General features: G+C 45.6%; 14 protein-coding genes. 7 read left to right on the forward strand and 7 right to left on the reverse strand.

All coding sequences use genetic code 11. The annotated features are described in order from the left end of the window. Positions 1–517: 517 nt before the first annotated feature. The 6 genes from QMA35_RS13525 to efp all read right to left on the reverse strand — a co-directional run bounded on the left by QMA35_RS13525 (position 518) and on the right by efp (position 5,474). Entirely contained in the window at positions 518–673 is a 156-nt protein-coding gene (locus tag QMA35_RS13525) for a hypothetical protein (RefSeq protein WP_281647684.1), read from the reverse strand. Between the two features lie 76 nt (positions 674–749). Further along, positions 750–2,186 (reverse strand): ABC transporter permease, encoded by a 1,437-nt coding sequence (locus tag QMA35_RS13530; protein WP_281647685.1) that lies wholly within the window; start codon positions 2,184–2,186, stop codon positions 750–752. After that, positions 2,179–2,859: an ATP-binding cassette domain-containing protein gene (locus tag QMA35_RS13535; protein WP_281647686.1), complete on the reverse strand. Its 681-nt coding sequence runs from the start codon at positions 2,857–2,859 to the stop codon at positions 2,179–2,181. The genes QMA35_RS13530 and QMA35_RS13535 overlap by 8 nt, the downstream gene beginning before the upstream one ends. Positions 2,860–2,865: 6 nt before the next feature. Further along, positions 2,866–3,738: a putative selenate ABC transporter substrate-binding protein gene (locus QMA35_RS13540; protein ID WP_281647687.1), complete on the reverse strand. Its 873-nt coding sequence runs from the start codon at positions 3,736–3,738 to the stop codon at positions 2,866–2,868. A 113-nt stretch (positions 3,739–3,851) separates the two neighbouring features. After that, positions 3,852–4,841 (reverse strand): EF-P lysine aminoacylase EpmA, encoded by a 990-nt coding sequence (gene epmA / locus QMA35_RS13545; protein ID WP_281647688.1) that lies wholly within the window; start codon positions 4,839–4,841, stop codon positions 3,852–3,854. A 63-nt stretch (positions 4,842–4,904) separates the two neighbouring features. Continuing rightward, on the reverse strand, positions 4,905–5,474 hold the full coding sequence (gene efp / locus QMA35_RS13550; RefSeq protein ID WP_281647689.1) for an elongation factor P: 570 nt from the start codon (positions 5,472–5,474) through the stop codon (positions 4,905–4,907). A 32-nt stretch (positions 5,475–5,506) separates the two neighbouring features. Here efp and epmB point away from each other — a divergent pair, with 32 nt between their 5' ends. The 3 genes from epmB to QMA35_RS13565 all read left to right on the forward strand — a co-directional run bounded on the left by epmB (position 5,507) and on the right by QMA35_RS13565 (position 10,716). Beyond that, positions 5,507–6,610, forward strand: a complete 1,104-nt coding sequence (epmB, locus tag QMA35_RS13555; protein WP_281647690.1) for an EF-P beta-lysylation protein EpmB — start codon at positions 5,507–5,509, stop codon at positions 6,608–6,610. Positions 6,611–6,726: 116 nt separating this feature from the next. Further along, positions 6,727–8,481: a hypothetical protein gene (locus QMA35_RS13560; protein WP_281647691.1), complete on the forward strand. Its 1,755-nt coding sequence runs from the start codon at positions 6,727–6,729 to the stop codon at positions 8,479–8,481. Positions 8,482–8,622: 141 nt separating this feature from the next. After that, positions 8,623–10,716, forward strand: a complete 2,094-nt coding sequence (locus QMA35_RS13565; RefSeq protein ID WP_281647692.1) for an EAL domain-containing protein — start codon at positions 8,623–8,625, stop codon at positions 10,714–10,716. Between the two features lie 52 nt (positions 10,717–10,768). On the opposite strand, the gene serB is transcribed toward QMA35_RS13565, so the two are convergent. Continuing rightward, complete coding sequence (gene serB / locus QMA35_RS13570) at positions 10,769–11,995, reverse strand: phosphoserine phosphatase SerB (RefSeq protein ID WP_281647693.1); 1,227 nt, start codon at positions 11,993–11,995, stop codon at positions 10,769–10,771. A 250-nt stretch (positions 11,996–12,245) separates the two neighbouring features. Here serB and QMA35_RS13575 point away from each other — a divergent pair, with 250 nt between their 5' ends. The 4 genes from QMA35_RS13575 to QMA35_RS13590 all read left to right on the forward strand — a co-directional run bounded on the left by QMA35_RS13575 (position 12,246) and on the right by QMA35_RS13590 (position 16,817). Then, the gene (locus QMA35_RS13575) at positions 12,246–13,550 is read left to right on the forward strand and encodes a hypothetical protein (RefSeq protein WP_281647694.1); all 1,305 of its coding nucleotides are present in this window, start codon (positions 12,246–12,248) and stop codon (positions 13,548–13,550) included. Between the two features lie 129 nt (positions 13,551–13,679). Next, on the forward strand, positions 13,680–14,738 hold the full coding sequence (locus QMA35_RS13580; RefSeq protein WP_281647695.1) for a hypothetical protein: 1,059 nt from the start codon (positions 13,680–13,682) through the stop codon (positions 14,736–14,738). 14 nt (positions 14,739–14,752) lie between these two features. Further along, a complete protein-coding gene (locus tag QMA35_RS13585; protein WP_281647696.1) occupies positions 14,753–15,784 on the forward strand; it encodes a hypothetical protein in 1,032 nt (343 codons plus the stop codon). Further along, complete coding sequence (locus QMA35_RS13590) at positions 15,768–16,817, forward strand: DUF6160 family protein (protein WP_281647697.1); 1,050 nt, start codon at positions 15,768–15,770, stop codon at positions 16,815–16,817. Before QMA35_RS13585 ends, QMA35_RS13590 begins: the two co-directional genes overlap by 17 nt. The last annotated feature ends 12 nt before the right edge of the window (positions 16,818–16,829 follow it).

The raw sequence follows: 16,829 nt of genomic DNA on the forward strand, positions 1-16,829 counted from the left end.
AAGGAAGCTAAGAAGCTGTCCGATCAGCGAGGCCGCCATTTTACCGTGGAAGCTGCCGGTGTCAAGTGACTCATTTTCGTTAACTTCTTAAAAATCAATCAGTTAGCTTTCAATGAAGAGCATCTCAACGGTGTTGCTCATGCCGACCGAGGCCGACGCTTTTGACTGACGCCAAGAGCAACGAGGAGCGCATTCTACAGCGTTGTGACGTTGTGTCAATCAGCATTTCAAATCACTTTTGAAACACTGACGACCGTCGGTCGCTGCCTGAGTTTACACTCCTTCCCTGTGTCCGTTTCCGGTCAGCAGAGAGGCCGCGAATTATACGTCCAAAGACGCTTTTAACAAGCCTGTTTGACTAGGGTTTTGTACGTATTCTGAATTTAAGGTGTGAGTTCGGGTCATTCGGCGAAACATCAACTCGGTCACTACCAAAGCCATGAAACTGACGAAGGTGTTAATCACTCTATAAAGGTGCAAAGAAAACCAGGTACGAGACTCACAAAGACCAGCGTAATCAAACAACCAGCACAGAACCTATATTAATGAGGAACATATCTCTGGCTTCCCGCAGGGTTCTGGTGGATGCGTAACGCTGCAACACAGCCTGATCTGCACCATAGCGCACAAGGAGCATTAAGAAAGTACCACTGACTATACCCCAGAAAGTCATTCTTGCTTCCGGATCAAAATAAAATTCGTTCACAGTTTTGCCTAAGGGGGATTTTTATTCGTAATCTACAGAGATATCAGACATTGCGGTTTCGCAGATATCGAGCCAGTGCATCAGTTCCAATATTTAATAGAGCCGTAATCAGAATCAAAACAAATGCCCTATCCATTCTCAGTTCTTCAAAGGCGGAATCAATATAAAAACCAAGAGTGGAGATGCCAAGAATGCCAAGAATTGCACTTTCCCTTTGAATCACCTCCCAGCGGTATAAAAGCAGAGCCAGAAACTGCTTATAAACCCGAGGCAATACCTCATAGAGGTACAACAACATTCCTCTCGGGGCATCATCACGGAGTTTGAACTCATCAACATAGCGCCCGATTAAATGCGCAAGAATTCCAGCGTTATGCACCCCAAGGGCAAAAATACCAGGAAGCATAGAGGGCCCAATAACAATAACTCCGAGAAAAGCCAGAAGGTATTCCGGAGTCGTGCGCATAACTACTAAAAGCCCATGGCCTAATATTTTGCTTTTCCCAGCAAAGAGCTTTGAATGGAAAGGAAATAGAACCAATGAAAGAAGCAGAGTTGCCGCAAGAGATATCTGAGTTAAAAGCACCGTGTTAACAACACCCGGCACAGCCTGCCTGGATAATAACATCCACAACCAGGCACTTAGATCACCGTAACCCGTGCGAAGTGGAGCTGGCACAATATCATAAGTAAAAAATTGCCAGACAAGCAGCCATGAAATATCTGCGGTTGGTGGCAACCAGATAAAAGCCGCAACAATATAGAAAGGCAGTAATTTTCTTTTCAACCATAACCGGGCTGAGCCAATAACCACAAACAATGCATAAAGCATTGCCATCGCCTGAGAGTACTCTCCTTGCTTGAATAATGTTTCCATATAAAAGCCCAGAGTTGGCAAACCAACAAAGCCCAAAACCGCACTGGAACGGATGCCACATTCAAAGCGATAGCCGGTGTAATCAACAATGCGCTTCCAAGCTAATGGCAAGGTTGTATAGAGAAAGCCAGAAAGTCCGCCGTTTCGAATAGCCTTGGCAGGAGCCTTATTTGTTTCTTCGAAAATTTCACCGAAGACTTTCGCAAACGTACCGGCATAAGGAATAGCCAGAGCCAGCAAACCAGTTAGTGATGAAAGTCCGGCCACCTGAATAAAGATAAGAGCCCAAAACAGTTCGTGAATCGCCCTTAAAAAAGCACTGATGGATCTAACAATAGAAAATCGATAAGCAAGAGCCAGCAAAAAGCCCGTCATAGCCCCTAAAGCGACACCCTGAAAAGCAAAGCTGAGGGTATTTGCTAAAGCCACCAGCAATTCTGTCCAACTTATCACTTCAGGATTCAGAGCTGCGTGGCCGATTAATGCCAACTCTCCCCAAAAGTCCGGGGCAGTGATCTCGAAGTCGGCAAAAGGCACACAGACGACGGCGGACAACAATATTAAAAGCGAAACATTACGTAGATGGGATGCCGTATTATTCATCGGCTTCTGTATATAAAGCGGCTATTTGCTCAGAGCTGGCTGTAGAAACATCCACATCCAGCCAAATACGCCCTTCACTTAAACCAACAACCCGTGTCGCATATTCGAGCGCAAGGCTAACATCATGGAGAGCGATAACACTGGTTTGATATTCTCGTGAAATCAGCCTTATCAGCTCACCAGCCTGATACTCATCGACAGCAGACACCGGCTCGTCTCCCAGAAAAACGGGGCTTTTCTGTATTAACGCCCGTCCAAGCCCTACCCTTTGTTGCTGCCCCCCAGACATATGTTCTACCGGTGTTTTTAAATACTCTTCAATACTTAAAGACCGGGCAATATCTCTTACAACCTCTAGAGCCTTAGATTGTGGACGTATGAGATTCAGAAGGTTGTAAGCAAATGAATGCTCAGACAAGCAGCCTGCGTATATATTATGGAAAGTGCTGAACATCGGCACGAGCGCTGGATTTTGCGGGCACCAGGTAACCAGCTCTGGTGATAACGAGCGTAAGTGTTTAAGCAAAGTTGATTTGCCTGACCCACTTCGACCAATCAGGGCAATTCTCTCGCCACGTCTGATGGTTAGATTCAGGTCATTTAAAATATAAGCCTCTCCATAAGCTAACGTTTTATTGGTTAGCTTAAAGAGAGGTTGATTCCCGGTAGCCAAGGGCTGCTAATCCAGCAATCCGATTTTACGAGCTGTGTCTTCTATCGGCTGGTAAAAATCGTTTTCTGCCTCAACAAAAGACTGACGCGGGAAGGCTGCCAGCAATTCCGGGGAGTTCATACCCAGCAAAGCCTGCTGAACACGCTGCTTGAAGTTGTCTCCGTAGGTTTTATCCACATCACCCCGGATACTCCACTGATAGTCAGGATATTCAGGAGTTGACCAGATCACCTGTACTTTACTGGTATCAATCTTTCCTTCTGCAAGCTCGCGCTCCCAGACTTTGTAATTGACTGCGCCAACTTCATACGCACCGGACTGAACCAGGCTGATAGTACGACTGTGATCACCAGAAAAGCCTACCCGACGAAAAGCATCATCCGGGGATTTCTGCAAATTTTCACGAATGTAAAACTCAGGCATCAAACGGCCAGACGTTGAACCTTTGGAACCGAAAGTAAAACTGCCTCCGACAATATTTTCCGGGAATTTCTCAGCAGCTTGTAAGCCGGTTTTATGATTGGCGATCAGGTAGGTTTTAAAGAATTGATCTTCATATCCCTGAGCCAAAGCTTCAGAGCCGGGAACCAGCAAACGGGCACGAACACCGGAGAGCCCGCCAAACCAAGCCAGTTGCACCTGATTATTACGGAAAGCGGTAATAGCGGCGGCATAGCTTTTTACCGGGATGTATTTCACTTCGATACCCAGCTCTTTTTCCAGATACGAAGCGACCTTGCCAAATCGTTGCTGGAGCTGGGTTTCATCCTGGTCAGGAATAGCCGTGAAGGTAAATACTTCTTTGGCCTGTACGACAGACACAAAGAATACAAACAACAGAGCAAAGGCAGCTCTGCCAAAGGAAGTAAGGCGTTGCATTGTTTTTTCCTTATTAGGTTCAATAGCTAATAAAAGGAGTTGTAGTTGTATAGCCGCGCCATCATACCGAATACTCCCGCCAGTGTCGCTGACGGGAGTATTCGGATAACCATTCAGGCATGAAAAAAGTCGAAGGGAATAACATCTTTAATAGATTTCGTTCGAGCTATCAGCATATGCAGGCGATCAATCCCCATGGCCACGCCAGCACAATCCGGAAAACCATGGTTTAACGCATCAACCAGATTCTGATCATAAGGATAAACAGGTTTGCCTAACTGCTCCCGTTCCCGGTGATCATTTTCAAAACGCTCCTGCTGCTCTTGCCCATCTGCAAGCTCGTGGTAACCATTTGCCAGCTCTACTCCATTCACAAACAACTCAAAGCGAGCGGCTACTTTCTGATTCTGTTCATTGGTGCGAATGCGGGAAAGTGCAGACATACTGGCTGGGTAATCGTAGACATAAACACCGGCCATTCCTTCTTCACTTAACGAACCCAACTCTGGTTCGATACAGGTACTGAAGAGAAGATCCAGATAATCGTTACGGGACAATCCACTCAGGCCTTTATCAACATGTTTCTGAGTTAAGGCCATTAGCTCTTCATTTGTGGCCGTGTGAGGATCGATACCCAACGCCTTTTCAAGCAGCTCTTTGTAAGTAAAACGACCGATCTCATTAAAGGAAGTCACAGCACTGATAACTCTGGTCACATCATCCATCAGCTGATGATGATCTATACCCAGTCGGTACCATTCCAGCATGGTGAACTCCGGGTTATGGCGGCCACCAGCCTCACCATTCCGAAAAACCCGCCCCATAAAATAAATATCTCCACTGCCTGCAGCCAACAAGCGCTTCATAGGAAACTCCGGGGAAGTGTGCAGAAATAGAGTTTCACGAGTATCTGTACCAAGAGGGCAGAATGTGGCCTGAAAGCTATCGATATGGGGGTCAACAGTGGCATGACGGGAAAGCATAGGCGTCTCTACTTCCATAACATGCTGCTGATAAAAATATTCCCTGATGTCACGGAGAATTTCTCCACGCTGGAGAATATTTTCATGAGAGGCTGTGGGCTGCCATTGGCTTTTGTTCATATACGACTCATCCAGAAAGCACAAAGCCCGGAAAACCGGGCTTTGTTAATGAAGCATTTTCTATTACTTCTGACGACCAACGTATTCGCCAGTACGGGTGTCTATCTTCAGCATCTCACCCTCAGTAATAAACAGAGGCACCTTAACAACAGCGCCAGTGCTCAGGGTAGCTGGCTTGGTAGCACCTGTAGCAGTATCGCCTTTCAGGCCCGGATCAGTCTGGGCAACTTCCAGAAATACGAAGTTAGGAGCTGTTACAGACAGGGGAGCACCGTTATAAAGAGTTACAGTGTATACTTCCTGCTCTTTAAGCCAGTTGACGGTATCGCCAACTGCTGCAACGCTGGCACCGTGTTGTTCGAAGGAACCATCTGTCATCATGAAATGGTAGAATTCACCATCTGTGTACAGGTACTCCATGTCATAATCCATGACATCAGCAGCTTCCAGGGATTCACCAGACTTAAAGGTGCGCTCCCAAACTCGGTTGCTGTTTAAGTTCCGCAAACGAACACGGTTAAATGCCTGACCTTTACCAGGTTTAACAAATTCGTTTTCCAAAATGGTGCAGGGATCGCCTTCCAGCATCACCTTAAGTCCAGAGCGAAACTCATTCGTTGAGTAGCTAGCCATTCGTATATACCAGGAATGTGTAGAAACGCCGTATGATAAACCTTTCAGCCCAGCCTGTGCAGACTAATAGCACCAACATTCGGCAGAAAAACACACAGACATGGCAGAAAATCCTCAGTCAGTCAGTTACAAACCCTGAGGAACTCCTGAAAATTCTGGGGCTTAATACTGACCTTCTGCCTGGAGCCATTGCCGGTCACCAGCAATTTCAAGTGCGGGTGCCGCACACATATATAGCACGAATAGAACACGGCAACTCTGAAGACCCACTTCTTCGGCAGGTTCTGCCTCTTGGGGTGGAGTTGGACAACGTTGCTGGTTTCTCTACAGACCCTTTGGGTGAGCAACCCAAGAACAGCCATCGTGGCATACTTCATAAATACAACAGTCGCCTGATTCTGATGCCAGGCCAACTGTGCGGCATAAACTGCCGGTTTTGTTTTCGCCGTCATTTTCCTTATGAAGACAATAAGTTGAATAAAGAAGAATGGCAGTCCGCCTTCGATTACATAGGGAATGACACATCTCTTTCTGAAATCATCCTCAGTGGTGGTGACCCTCTTTCCCAGAATGATCTCCGGTTGGCGTGGATCGTGGAAGAACTTGCCAAGATTCCTCATTTGAAGCGCTTGCGCGTTCATACTCGTATGCCAATCGTTATTCCCCAACGGGTGACTGATGAAATGCTTAGCTGGCTAACGGGTACTCGTTTACAACCCATTGTTGTTGTTCACTGCAATCATCCCAATGAGATTGACGAAGATGTTGTTAAGGCAATGAACAACATGAGCAGCAAAGGGGTTCAACTATTAAATCAAAGTACACTCCTCAAGGGCGTAAATGATTCTCCAGAAGTTCTTGCTTCATTGAGTGATAAGTTATTTAGTTGTGGTGTTATGCCCTATTACCTGCACCTTTTTGATCGCGTACAGGGAGCCGCCCATTTTGAAGTTGATGAGGAACAGGCAAGAAAGCTTATTGGTGAAATGAGCAACCTTTGCTCTGGTTATCTGGTGCCAAAGCTGGCGAGAGATAACTCTGGCACTCAATCAAAAACTATTGTTGCTCCCTTATACCGAAATAAAGAGAATCAAACGGAAGAAACCACAAAATTAATCAGTACCTCGAATTCATGAATATTCGGCTACGTGACAATCAATTCCTTTTTTCTTTAGAATACAAGAATTAATTTATTCATGTGTGTGTGAACGGATTCACATGCATAGCAAAGATAAATGGAGAAGCCGGACGTATGGAAACCCTTAACCAAAGGATTCGCCTGTCTGTTCCCGATTGCAGTAAAGAACAACTAACGTTTTCCAAACCAGATAATGATTCCATACGTCAGTGGATCAGAAGCCTCCCAAAAGCCAACCTGGGAGAAATGGCGCGTCAGCTTTATTTCGCTTTACAGGAAATGAATCAGGTCAGGCTCCCGGTTAATAAACGCCTCTCTTTCCTTGAATTGCTTCGCCCCAGCATTCACTACACATGTCGTACGCTGGCTCGACACTATCTAAAAAAGTCCATAACGCTTACACAAAAAGAGCGAAAAGTAGCCAATCTGGCGCAGGCTCTTCAAAGTCACCTACTGATTGGATACAAGATTATTGTTGTTCAACAGCTGGCAGTTGACTCTCTGGATGACAACAGTAAGAAGAATCTGGTTATTGCCTTGCACAGAGCCATCAGTGAGAGTAGCCACTCTTTACTGCGCTCTTATCAACTTTACTGCGACACTCCACGCTTGATCTGGAAAGAGCTGCATAATCTCTATCATCTCTCGGAAGAATACAAAGTTTCTCAAGCCGCAGTGGAAGATCACGAGAATCAGATCATTCACCAAATCTCTATTGAAAACTGTTATAAGAGAGCACTACTGCTGAGCAGAGCTCGCCCCAACATGCTCCGGCAAATGGAGCTGGATCAATTATTTCGGGTACTCGAAAAATGGTCGGGATCAGCATCCTTAAGCAACGCAGTGTCGAATACAACGCCTTTTGCAATCAACATTGAATCGGATAAAGCACCTCTCTACAGTGTTGATATCGAAATTGACGATCCAGAATCTTTCCGGGGACTGGAAACCAGACAACTGTCTGAAAGTTTGATGGATGCATCAGATACATCTCTTCAGATACCGGAAACACTGCTGAGCCACCTGGCATCAGCCTGGGGACCAAAGACTTCACGCCATCACTTACGCAAACAGGCCACAGGTAAAATATCATTTGCTGCCGGGCTAAGTGGTACTCATTTTTTCCTTAGCAACGAAACACCATTTCAAAAGGTGCTGAAGGAAGACTTTGGCGAAAAAACTCTCACAGATACGACAGCAACATTCCATTCCACAGAGAACGATGTATGGGATCACGTATCTGGTGCCGGCCCTTCAGGCAGCCATGTAACACAGATGAGTGGCGACATGATCGTGTTCGATAAGCAAGACAAAGTCGCTGCACCTGACTACCCCATTTTTCAGGCAACACTCATTGACACTAGCCCCGGTGGATATTGTGCATGTATTGAAGGAACAGCTCCTCCACAAATTCAGGCTGGTGAGCTTATATCGCTCCGCTCCCCCGGAGGAATGCAGTGGATTCTGGCGATTATTCGCTGGGTAAGACTGGAAGGGCAAGATCGAGTTGTTTTCGGGATTCAACTTCTTTCACCAAACGTGCACCCAACAGCAATTTCTCTGCTTAATAAAAAGAGAGGCGCCAGCGATTTTATGCGCTGTTTCTACTTGCCTGAATTTAAAGAGCTGAATGAACCAGCGGCGTTGATTACCCCACGGGTTCCCTTCCATATAGGCAACAAGGTTCGCTTTTATAATGGAGAAAAATTCGTACAAGCAACCCTCACGGAGTGCACCCTTTCTACAGGCAGTTTCAGCCAGTTTATCTTTAACTCTGCGGACAATACTCTATCCAATGGCGACCCGGGCTCGGCAGAGAAAGAAATAAATACTAGCGACGAATTCAATAATCTCTGGAAAGAGCTGTAGGGCATAATCAAAGGGGAATATCAGAAACCATATTGCACTTCTGACAGTTCCTGACATTACCCCATTACCACTGCTATTTCAGAGGCATTGGGGTAGTATTACTCCGTTGGGGTACACTATAAGAGCAATTGCAGTCCTGTTATGGCAGAACACATTCGATCCAAAAACCAGGGGCCGTTGCGTCTTCTTTTTCTTGAAGATGCTAGTAATCATGCTGAAAGCCTCGTCAGCCACTTCCGTAATGCTGGGCTTGCCACCCGTGTTCACCGTATAACATCATTAGAAGATTTAAGTGAGTCCCTAAATGCTCATCCTTGGGATTTGTTGTTAGCATTCGAGAGTTCTGTTTCCATTTCTCCAGATGACGCCCTCTCAGAAGTTGTGACTAAAGGGAAAGACCTGCCCTGTATCCTTTTGCTGGATGAAGAGCAAACTGGCAAACGAGTAACTGAATGGCTTCAGGCCGGCGGTTCAGACGCTATTCCTTTCAGTCATATGGATTGGTTGAAGCTGGTGTGTATGCGCGAATGGACAAACCTGCTTCACCGAAGACAAGGACGCCAGAATGAAATAGCCCTGAAAGAAGCAGAGAAACGTTGTCAGTTGCTGCTGGACAGCTCCGTAGATGCGATCGCTTATGTCCACGAAGGCATGCATATCCATGCGAACCCGGCTTACGTTGAGCTCTTTGGCTATATCGACCCTGATGATCTGACCGGCATGCCTTTGATTGACATGATTCACAAAGATGATCAAAGCAATTTAAAACAACTGATTCGCAGGTTCCAACAAGGGGATAGCACCCAGCCCCCAATGGATTTTAAGGGTATGAAGGGTGACGACAGTTACTTCAAAGGCGTAATTACACTAAGCCCTGCAAAATGGGATGGTGAAAAATGTACCCAGGTTATTATTCGTAAAGCTGCCGCTGATCCTGAATTGGAACAAAAGCTGGAAGCGATGAAATCAACCGATATGCTGACGGGACTTTTCAATCGTACTTACTTTACCGAGCTCCTTGATACCGCCATTGCTCAACGAGAATCTGGTGACAAGCGTTATGCTCTTGTTGATATCAGGCTGGATAAGTTCCGGGATTTGAAAAAAGAAATGGGGATGGGGCGAGCTGATGCCTATCTTACCCAAGTTGCAAAACATCTGAAACCTGTCGTTCAGGAACACGGCATTCTGGCCCGATACAGTGATGATGTCTTCATTGCACTGATTAACAATGATCTTCAGCCCCGACTTCAAGCTCTTGGCAAAGAGATTTTAGAAAGTGTTGAAAATCTCGTTGTTAAAATTGAAAACGCCAAAGTTCAAACAACAGCATCTATCGGCATTATCCCTCTGACCGAATCGGCAGATAACAGCCATTATGTGATCAGCCGCGCTGAAAGTGCCTGCCTTCAGGCTTGGGAAGATGGCGGAAACCAAATTGTCTTCCATGATCATCAAGCCGAGCTTCAGGCCATGGTCAAAGAGGGAGATATTGTCGCACTGGTGACTCAGGCTCTGGAACAAGATCGCTTCAAGCTGAGTTACCAACCGGTTCTTAATCTCGAGCATGAAGAAGAACAGCAGTATGAAGTATTTTCGCGCCTGGAAAATGAACAGGGAGAAGTTATTCCCGCTGCAGATTTTATAGCCGCCAGCAAGCGTGCAGGTCTGACAACACGAATAGACCGCTGGGCCATACTGCATGCGGTTAAAACTCTGGCTGAACACCGAGAGAAAGGAAATGACTCTCGCTTGTTTCTGAATCTGGGGCCTGACTCTATTCAGGATCAAACCCTTCCATCCTGGATCAATGTTGCCCTGAAAGCAGCCAAACTTCCCAGCAATGCTCTTATTTTCCAGATGGCTGAAGAAGATGTTGCTATTCACCTGGAATCTGCGGCAACTGTCTGTGATAGTCTTCAGAAGTTGAATTGCGAGGTCTGCATTACACACTTTGGCTGTGCGGTAGAACCGTTTACATTGCTGGAAAAGATTCCGGCTAACTTCATCAAAATTGATGGCTCATTGGTAAGCAACCTGGAAGATGGTGGTGATGAAGCGCTCCAGCACCTTCAGGAAATGGTCACGACCCTGCGCCGGCAAGATAAACTGGTCATGGTTCCCAGAATCGAGAGCAATAAGATTCTTTCAACCCTGTGGCAGTGTGATGTAAATTACGTGCAAGGTTACTACCTGCAACCTCCAATGGATGCTATGGAATACGACTTCCAGTAATATCCTCTAAAACAAAGAAGCCGACTTTCCAGTCGGCTTCTTTGACTCCTGACTATTCCTTTAAACCTGTTAAGTCTCGATCATGCCATCCAAGCAGATAGAGAATACTGTCTAGCCCCAAAGTAGATATAGATTGTCGTGCAGATTGACGAACCAGAGGCTTAGCCCGGAACGCAATTCCTAAACCTGCAACAGCAAGCATTTCCAGGTCATTGGCACCGTCACCAACAGCGATAACCTGTTCAAGACGAATACCTTCCTGAGCTGCAATTTCCTTCAGAAGTACTGCTTTTTTTCTGGCATCAACAATATCGCCTTTCACAACGCCAGTTACTTTCCCGTCAATGATTTCCAGCTCGTTGGCATAGATATAATCCATACCCAGCTTCTGCTTAAGGTTATTTGCAAACCAGGTAAAACCACCTGAAACAATAGCCGTTTTATAGCCCAGGGCTCGCAGGCTTTTTATCAACCTTTCAGCACCTTCCGTTAAACGTAGGCGGGCAGCCACCTTCTCAAGAGCAGACTCATCCAGGCCTTTCAACAAACCTAAACGACGGCGGAAACTTTCCTGAAAATCAATTTCTCCCTGCATAGCCTGCTCAGTAATAGCTGCAACCTCATCGCCAACACCAGCCTCTACTGCAAGCTCGTCAATCACTTCTGCTTCAATGAGTGTTGAATCCATATCGAACACGACCAAGCGGCGACTACGGCGATAGATTGTGTCTTCCTGTAGAGCAACATCAACGTCCAATTCAGACGACAGATTCAACAGTTCGGTTTTAAGAGCTGCAGAATCATTCGGTGTGCCCCGAACAGAAAACTCTATACAGGCCCTTTGCGATGCAAGGCTTTCTTTATCAAGAGATGAGCGGCCAGAAAGGCGTGTTATATACTCGATATTTAGCCCGTGAGCTGCCGTTAAGGCAGACACTCTGGATACTTTTTCGGCATTTATAGCACGTGAAAGAAGGGTAACCTTGTAGCAGTCTTTGCCCTGCCTTGTAGTCCACTCCTGATACTCTTCAGGCTGAACCGTCCGATAGGTAACCTGCAGACCTTTCTCGTGTAAATCAAAGAGCAGATCTTTCAGCAATGGGGCAACATCCGATTCTTTGGCAACCTGAATAAGAATTCCCCAGGTTAAAGAATCATGGATGACCGCCTGACCAACATCGAGAATCTCCACATCGTAACCAGCCATAATCCCGGTTATATCCGATGTGAGACCGGGTTTATCTTCACCGGTTACATTTATAAGAACTATACGGCCCACAATACCCCCTCCAGAGCAGAACGTGCCCTATTCTATAGACTCGCAACGATATCGTCAGGTGATGCATTCAATATAAGACAGGAAAAACAATCCAGGGGGCATTCTCAATTAAGCATACGGTTCAGTGGCGCTGAAAGCCGCCAGACGTTAGAAGGGCTTGTGAAACTAACTGATGTTCAGTGGTACATCAGGAAGTATTTTATCTGATCGTAAGGCACAATAAGAAAAACCACAGTGTTCGAGTTAGTCCGTGCTTATCAAACGCTTTTTCAACCAGAGATTCTCAGGTCTTTCCAAGATCAGTATCAGCAAACAGATTCCCTTGCTTCTGGGAGGAACTCTCGTTATCAGCCTGCTGTTCGCCGGCATGCTGGCCACCAGTGAAATTACTAAAACCGCTCATCAACAAGCAGACAAACTTGGTAATGCACTTGCCGAACAAACAGCAAACTCTGCACGGGATCTTCTGGTTACAGGCGACAGGTTAAGCCTCAACGTCATGCTCGGCCAACTAACGCGCTCTGAATATATTGCCCGAGCCACAATTTTCAGCATCGATAACCAACGCATTGCCAGCACAGAGTCTTCAGATTTCAATACAGACAAACAATATGCTCTGTATTCGGCCTCTATCGACTATCAGAACGTTATTGCGGGCCAGCTACGTCTGGAAGTTGATATGGAGCGTTTTGAGCAGCCGACCCACAAAGCGCTTTTCTTATTTGTCGGATTGGCGTTATTACTTGGCATCACAGGGACCGTAATAGCCTGGAACTATGGAAGATCAAAAAGCGAAATGCTTTCCCGCACTGTTAGGCAACTACAGGGAATAAGCCATGGAGAACGTGCTTATAGCGCAGATATAAAGGATGAAGTTCAACAGTTGTCTTCACAGATGGAATATCTGATCACCTCGGGTTATCAGCCAGAACAGAAACTCCAAAATTTGCAACCAGAGTTAACAGGCAATGCGCCCTCTCGCCCCGATTTTGAAAACCCTATTATTCTGGCGATTCGATTCAGCAATATGGCACGCTTGCATAACAGCTTGAACCAACCAGCTTTGTTAAAACTTATTGAAGAGCGCTTGCCATTAATTAATGACGCGGCCCAGCTCTACAACGGAAAGCTTGAATATTCTGCCGAAGGCAACGCTTACATCCGCTTCGCCAGAGAAAGCAGCACAGAAGCAGGAATTCAGGAAGCAATATGTTGTGCCAGACTCGTGCAAAACCTGATTACGATTCAGCAGGAAGGAGACCCGGCAGCTCTCACTTTAGAGCTGGGCATCAGCACCTTAACTCCAACAACACCTGAAGCTAAACATCCATCACTCGCAGACTCTGCAACCAGCCTGGCTCTTATGCTTGCCAGTCTCGGTCGTGGGAAACTGTTATTAGATGGCCAAGATGCAGACAAGGCAGAAAGCGGCTTAAAAGCTTCTCTTTTAGATACAGAGTTTGGGGAGGACATTGCCGAGGTTGGAGCCTTACCGGAACAGTTTAATTTACTGATTGAGCGGCAAGCCGAACAGATTCGCTTAAGCACTTCCTGACAACCATTCAAAAAATAGAAAGTGGTGGTGCACAAAATGACCATTGACGCACCATCGTACCAATGACACCTTAAGAAAAGAGCACTGTAGTACCAAAACGAATAAAAATAATAATTTGGCAGGTACGCCATGAGCTTTACAAAGATATTTCCCATTGCTGCTTTTCTAGCAACAACGTCTATCTCATGTTCCAGCTTTGCACTGGAGTCTTTATCTGATGATGAACTGTCTGACACTTCCGGGCAGGCAATTATCAAGCTTGAACAGTTTAATAATGTGAACCAGTCATCTGGAGGTTCTCTCGATTTCACCCGTTTAAGCGTTGGCGCGACTATAGAGATGAACATGAACATTGAATCTCTGAAGTTAGGAAACTACTACCGCCCCAACCCGGCAGCTGGAACCTGTGACCCGGAGTATCCTGGTGTATGTACAGCGGCTACAGGTAATAACAACCCTTGGGCTTGCACGACTGAAACATGTGGGGGCGTAGACGGCACATTCTTTTGGCCAAACCTTGTTAACGGAGATGGGGACATCGACTTTGAAGACTTGCCAGGAGGATTCGAGAAAGTTTCCAATTGGGATATTGCCCTACGCTATCTCAGCATGGGTTACATTGATCAAGATGGAAACCTTGTTCCTGCTACCATTGTCGACCCCTATATCGACCTGGCCACGGATGATAATGGAAATCTCGAAGGGTTGAGAATTGGTTATGGCAGTGTTTCTGGTGTAATGGGGAACTTGATTGATTCTATTTCAGGGAATATAAGGCCTAGCGTAGATGTTTTAGCCAAAGGACTTCTCAATATTTCTCTTGGCACACAGGAGCTCAATTTTTCCGGCGTTCGAACCCCTGGTTATATACAAGATGATATTGGTGTAATTCTTGGTCTGAATCTTAAGGAGCTTGCACACGAAGCACAATTGCGCCCAGTAGGGAGCTTACAAGTCAATGATGCTGCGGACATGTTCTTCTCTGTTAATAATCGTCGAATTGATTACCCAGAAAACCCGAGAGGTATAATTTCACCGACTGCTGGGCCAGGGTTTTGGCTCAATATTGATGATGGGATTAATGCTGCAACCTATAACCATAAGCAGCCTGATAATTATTACCAGGATCATCCGCTGACTCAGTTATTACGAGCAGCCGGAGCCTTTGAAAATTACTATGACAATTAAAGGAGGACTATCCAGTGATAAGACATAACGCAAAATACCTCCTTATATGGTTAAGCACTTCTTCCATAGGTCATGCAGATTTACAACCATTTAATGATGAAGATTTGTCTGATATTAATGGTGCAGGCATTGCTATTTATACAGAAAACCTCTCACTCGATACTCGGGACAGCAACCCGGATAATGCCGGTGAAATTTCCATTACCGCAAACGAATTCAATGATATAACTCTCAAAAATTTAAAGGTATTTAAAGCGGGAACAAATTACACGCAAGGCGCGGATGTGGGAAGCACTACAGAACCACTCAGGCTGAATATTGTTGAAAAAGACATGCCTGATGGTGCTCGCCGTGATGTCGCAATTCTGGACATCCCTACAAACCCGGATGCTCTTGATATCAGTTATGAATCATACTTTCGGCCAATTCTTGTGGATGCAGCAGGAATACGATCAGCCACACCTAATGAGCAACTCTTTGCTCAGATAGAAATAGAAGGATATCAACTCAATAAATCCATTGTTGAAATTTGGGCGACCGAAGAAGATGGATTAAATGTTGCCAGTAATATCAGTGCAGATATTGATAGCCTGAACATAATTGGTGATCCAGACAATCAAGATGCAGCAAAAACATCAATAAAAGGTGTAAAAATAAAGAACTTACAAAATGGTTCTGAACACCAACCTCTGACCATGCGTGTTATTGATGCCCCCTCATACTACTTGCCCGTTGGAAGCACTAATCTACAAATGAAGATGGTCAGCACTCTGCAACTTGAAATCGCTCCCCTGACCTCATCTATAGCTACAAGTTTGTATACAAACCCAGATACAGGTAACCCTTACACTGCTGAAGAGTATAGGGGAACACTGACAGATATATCAGTAAAAGAGCTAAACTTCACAAATCAGCATGCTACGGGCTCTGTTAATGGGCAAACACAGCTTGCTTTCATTCCACAAAACCCCAGCGAAAATGTGATTGAAGTTCAAGGTATGGAAATTCAAAGCATGAAGGTGACATTCCATGACCTTAACTATTAGTGCTTGGGCAAGGCTGCCTTTTTTAACAGGTTTTCTTTCCTGTACAGCTCTTTACGCAGATCTTCAGGAACTTGAAGACGAAGGCATGGAAGATGTCAGTGGGCGAGCAGGTATCACTATAGATGCAGAATTTCAGGCACATATCGGCTCAGTTGCTTTTGAACCTGGAGGGACAAAAAGTACAGGCTACCTCGCAACAGCCGATGATGCAGGCATTCTTGATAACAGCTTTTCTGGATTAACGCTGGATGTTGTAAATCTCACAGCCAGCAGGGATGCTCTTGGGATTGGTCATAATCTCACTTTCAATATAAAGGATGCAGACGTGACCGGCTTTTATGCCAGTAGAACACCCTTGGTTATTCCAGAAGCGGCATTGACCAGCGTTCCTCAGGAAAGTGACTACGGGTACCTTGCAGAAATCCTCCTTGTGCCCAGCGCACACAACTGTTCTGGCAGTTTATTTAACTATGACTGCGATGAGACCCCTCCGGTTCCTAGAGATCACGCAAGAAATGATGATTTCACAGTTACCATCAATAAAGGTAGATTCTCTAATCCCCAAAATATTGGTAGTGGCACATCAAACGGCTCAATCTCCAGCAACGGGCAAACATGGAACGGCAACTATGGCAGCAATACAACTCTTGGCTGTTACCAGAATGCCACCGCTACTGGGGCTTGTGACTTTGGGCCGATACAAGATCGGAATGAACAGGTCACTGTCATCGTAGCTTTTGACAGCAAAAGTGACGCAAATATCAGAATTGATCTAGACACATCATACAGTGCAGATGGTTATCTTTGGGCACTGGACAGATATGGGAACGAAATTGGATGCTCAGGCAGGAGTGAATGTGGAAACGATTTTAATGATGGCCCAGGAGGCAGAGATGAAAGGCTTGATCTTAATCTCAGCGAACAGGTTATCAAAATTCCTAGAGCAGAACCTGCAGATTATACATTCCTTCTAGGTGTAGGTTTGTCCGGCAACTTCAACTTTACTGGAACTACACACGTTTTCGCTGACTAAGTAAAACAAAAT

The organism is Parendozoicomonas sp. Alg238-R29, assembly GCF_947331445.1.
Taxonomy (GTDB): Bacteria; Pseudomonadota; Gammaproteobacteria; order Pseudomonadales; family Endozoicomonadaceae; genus Sansalvadorimonas.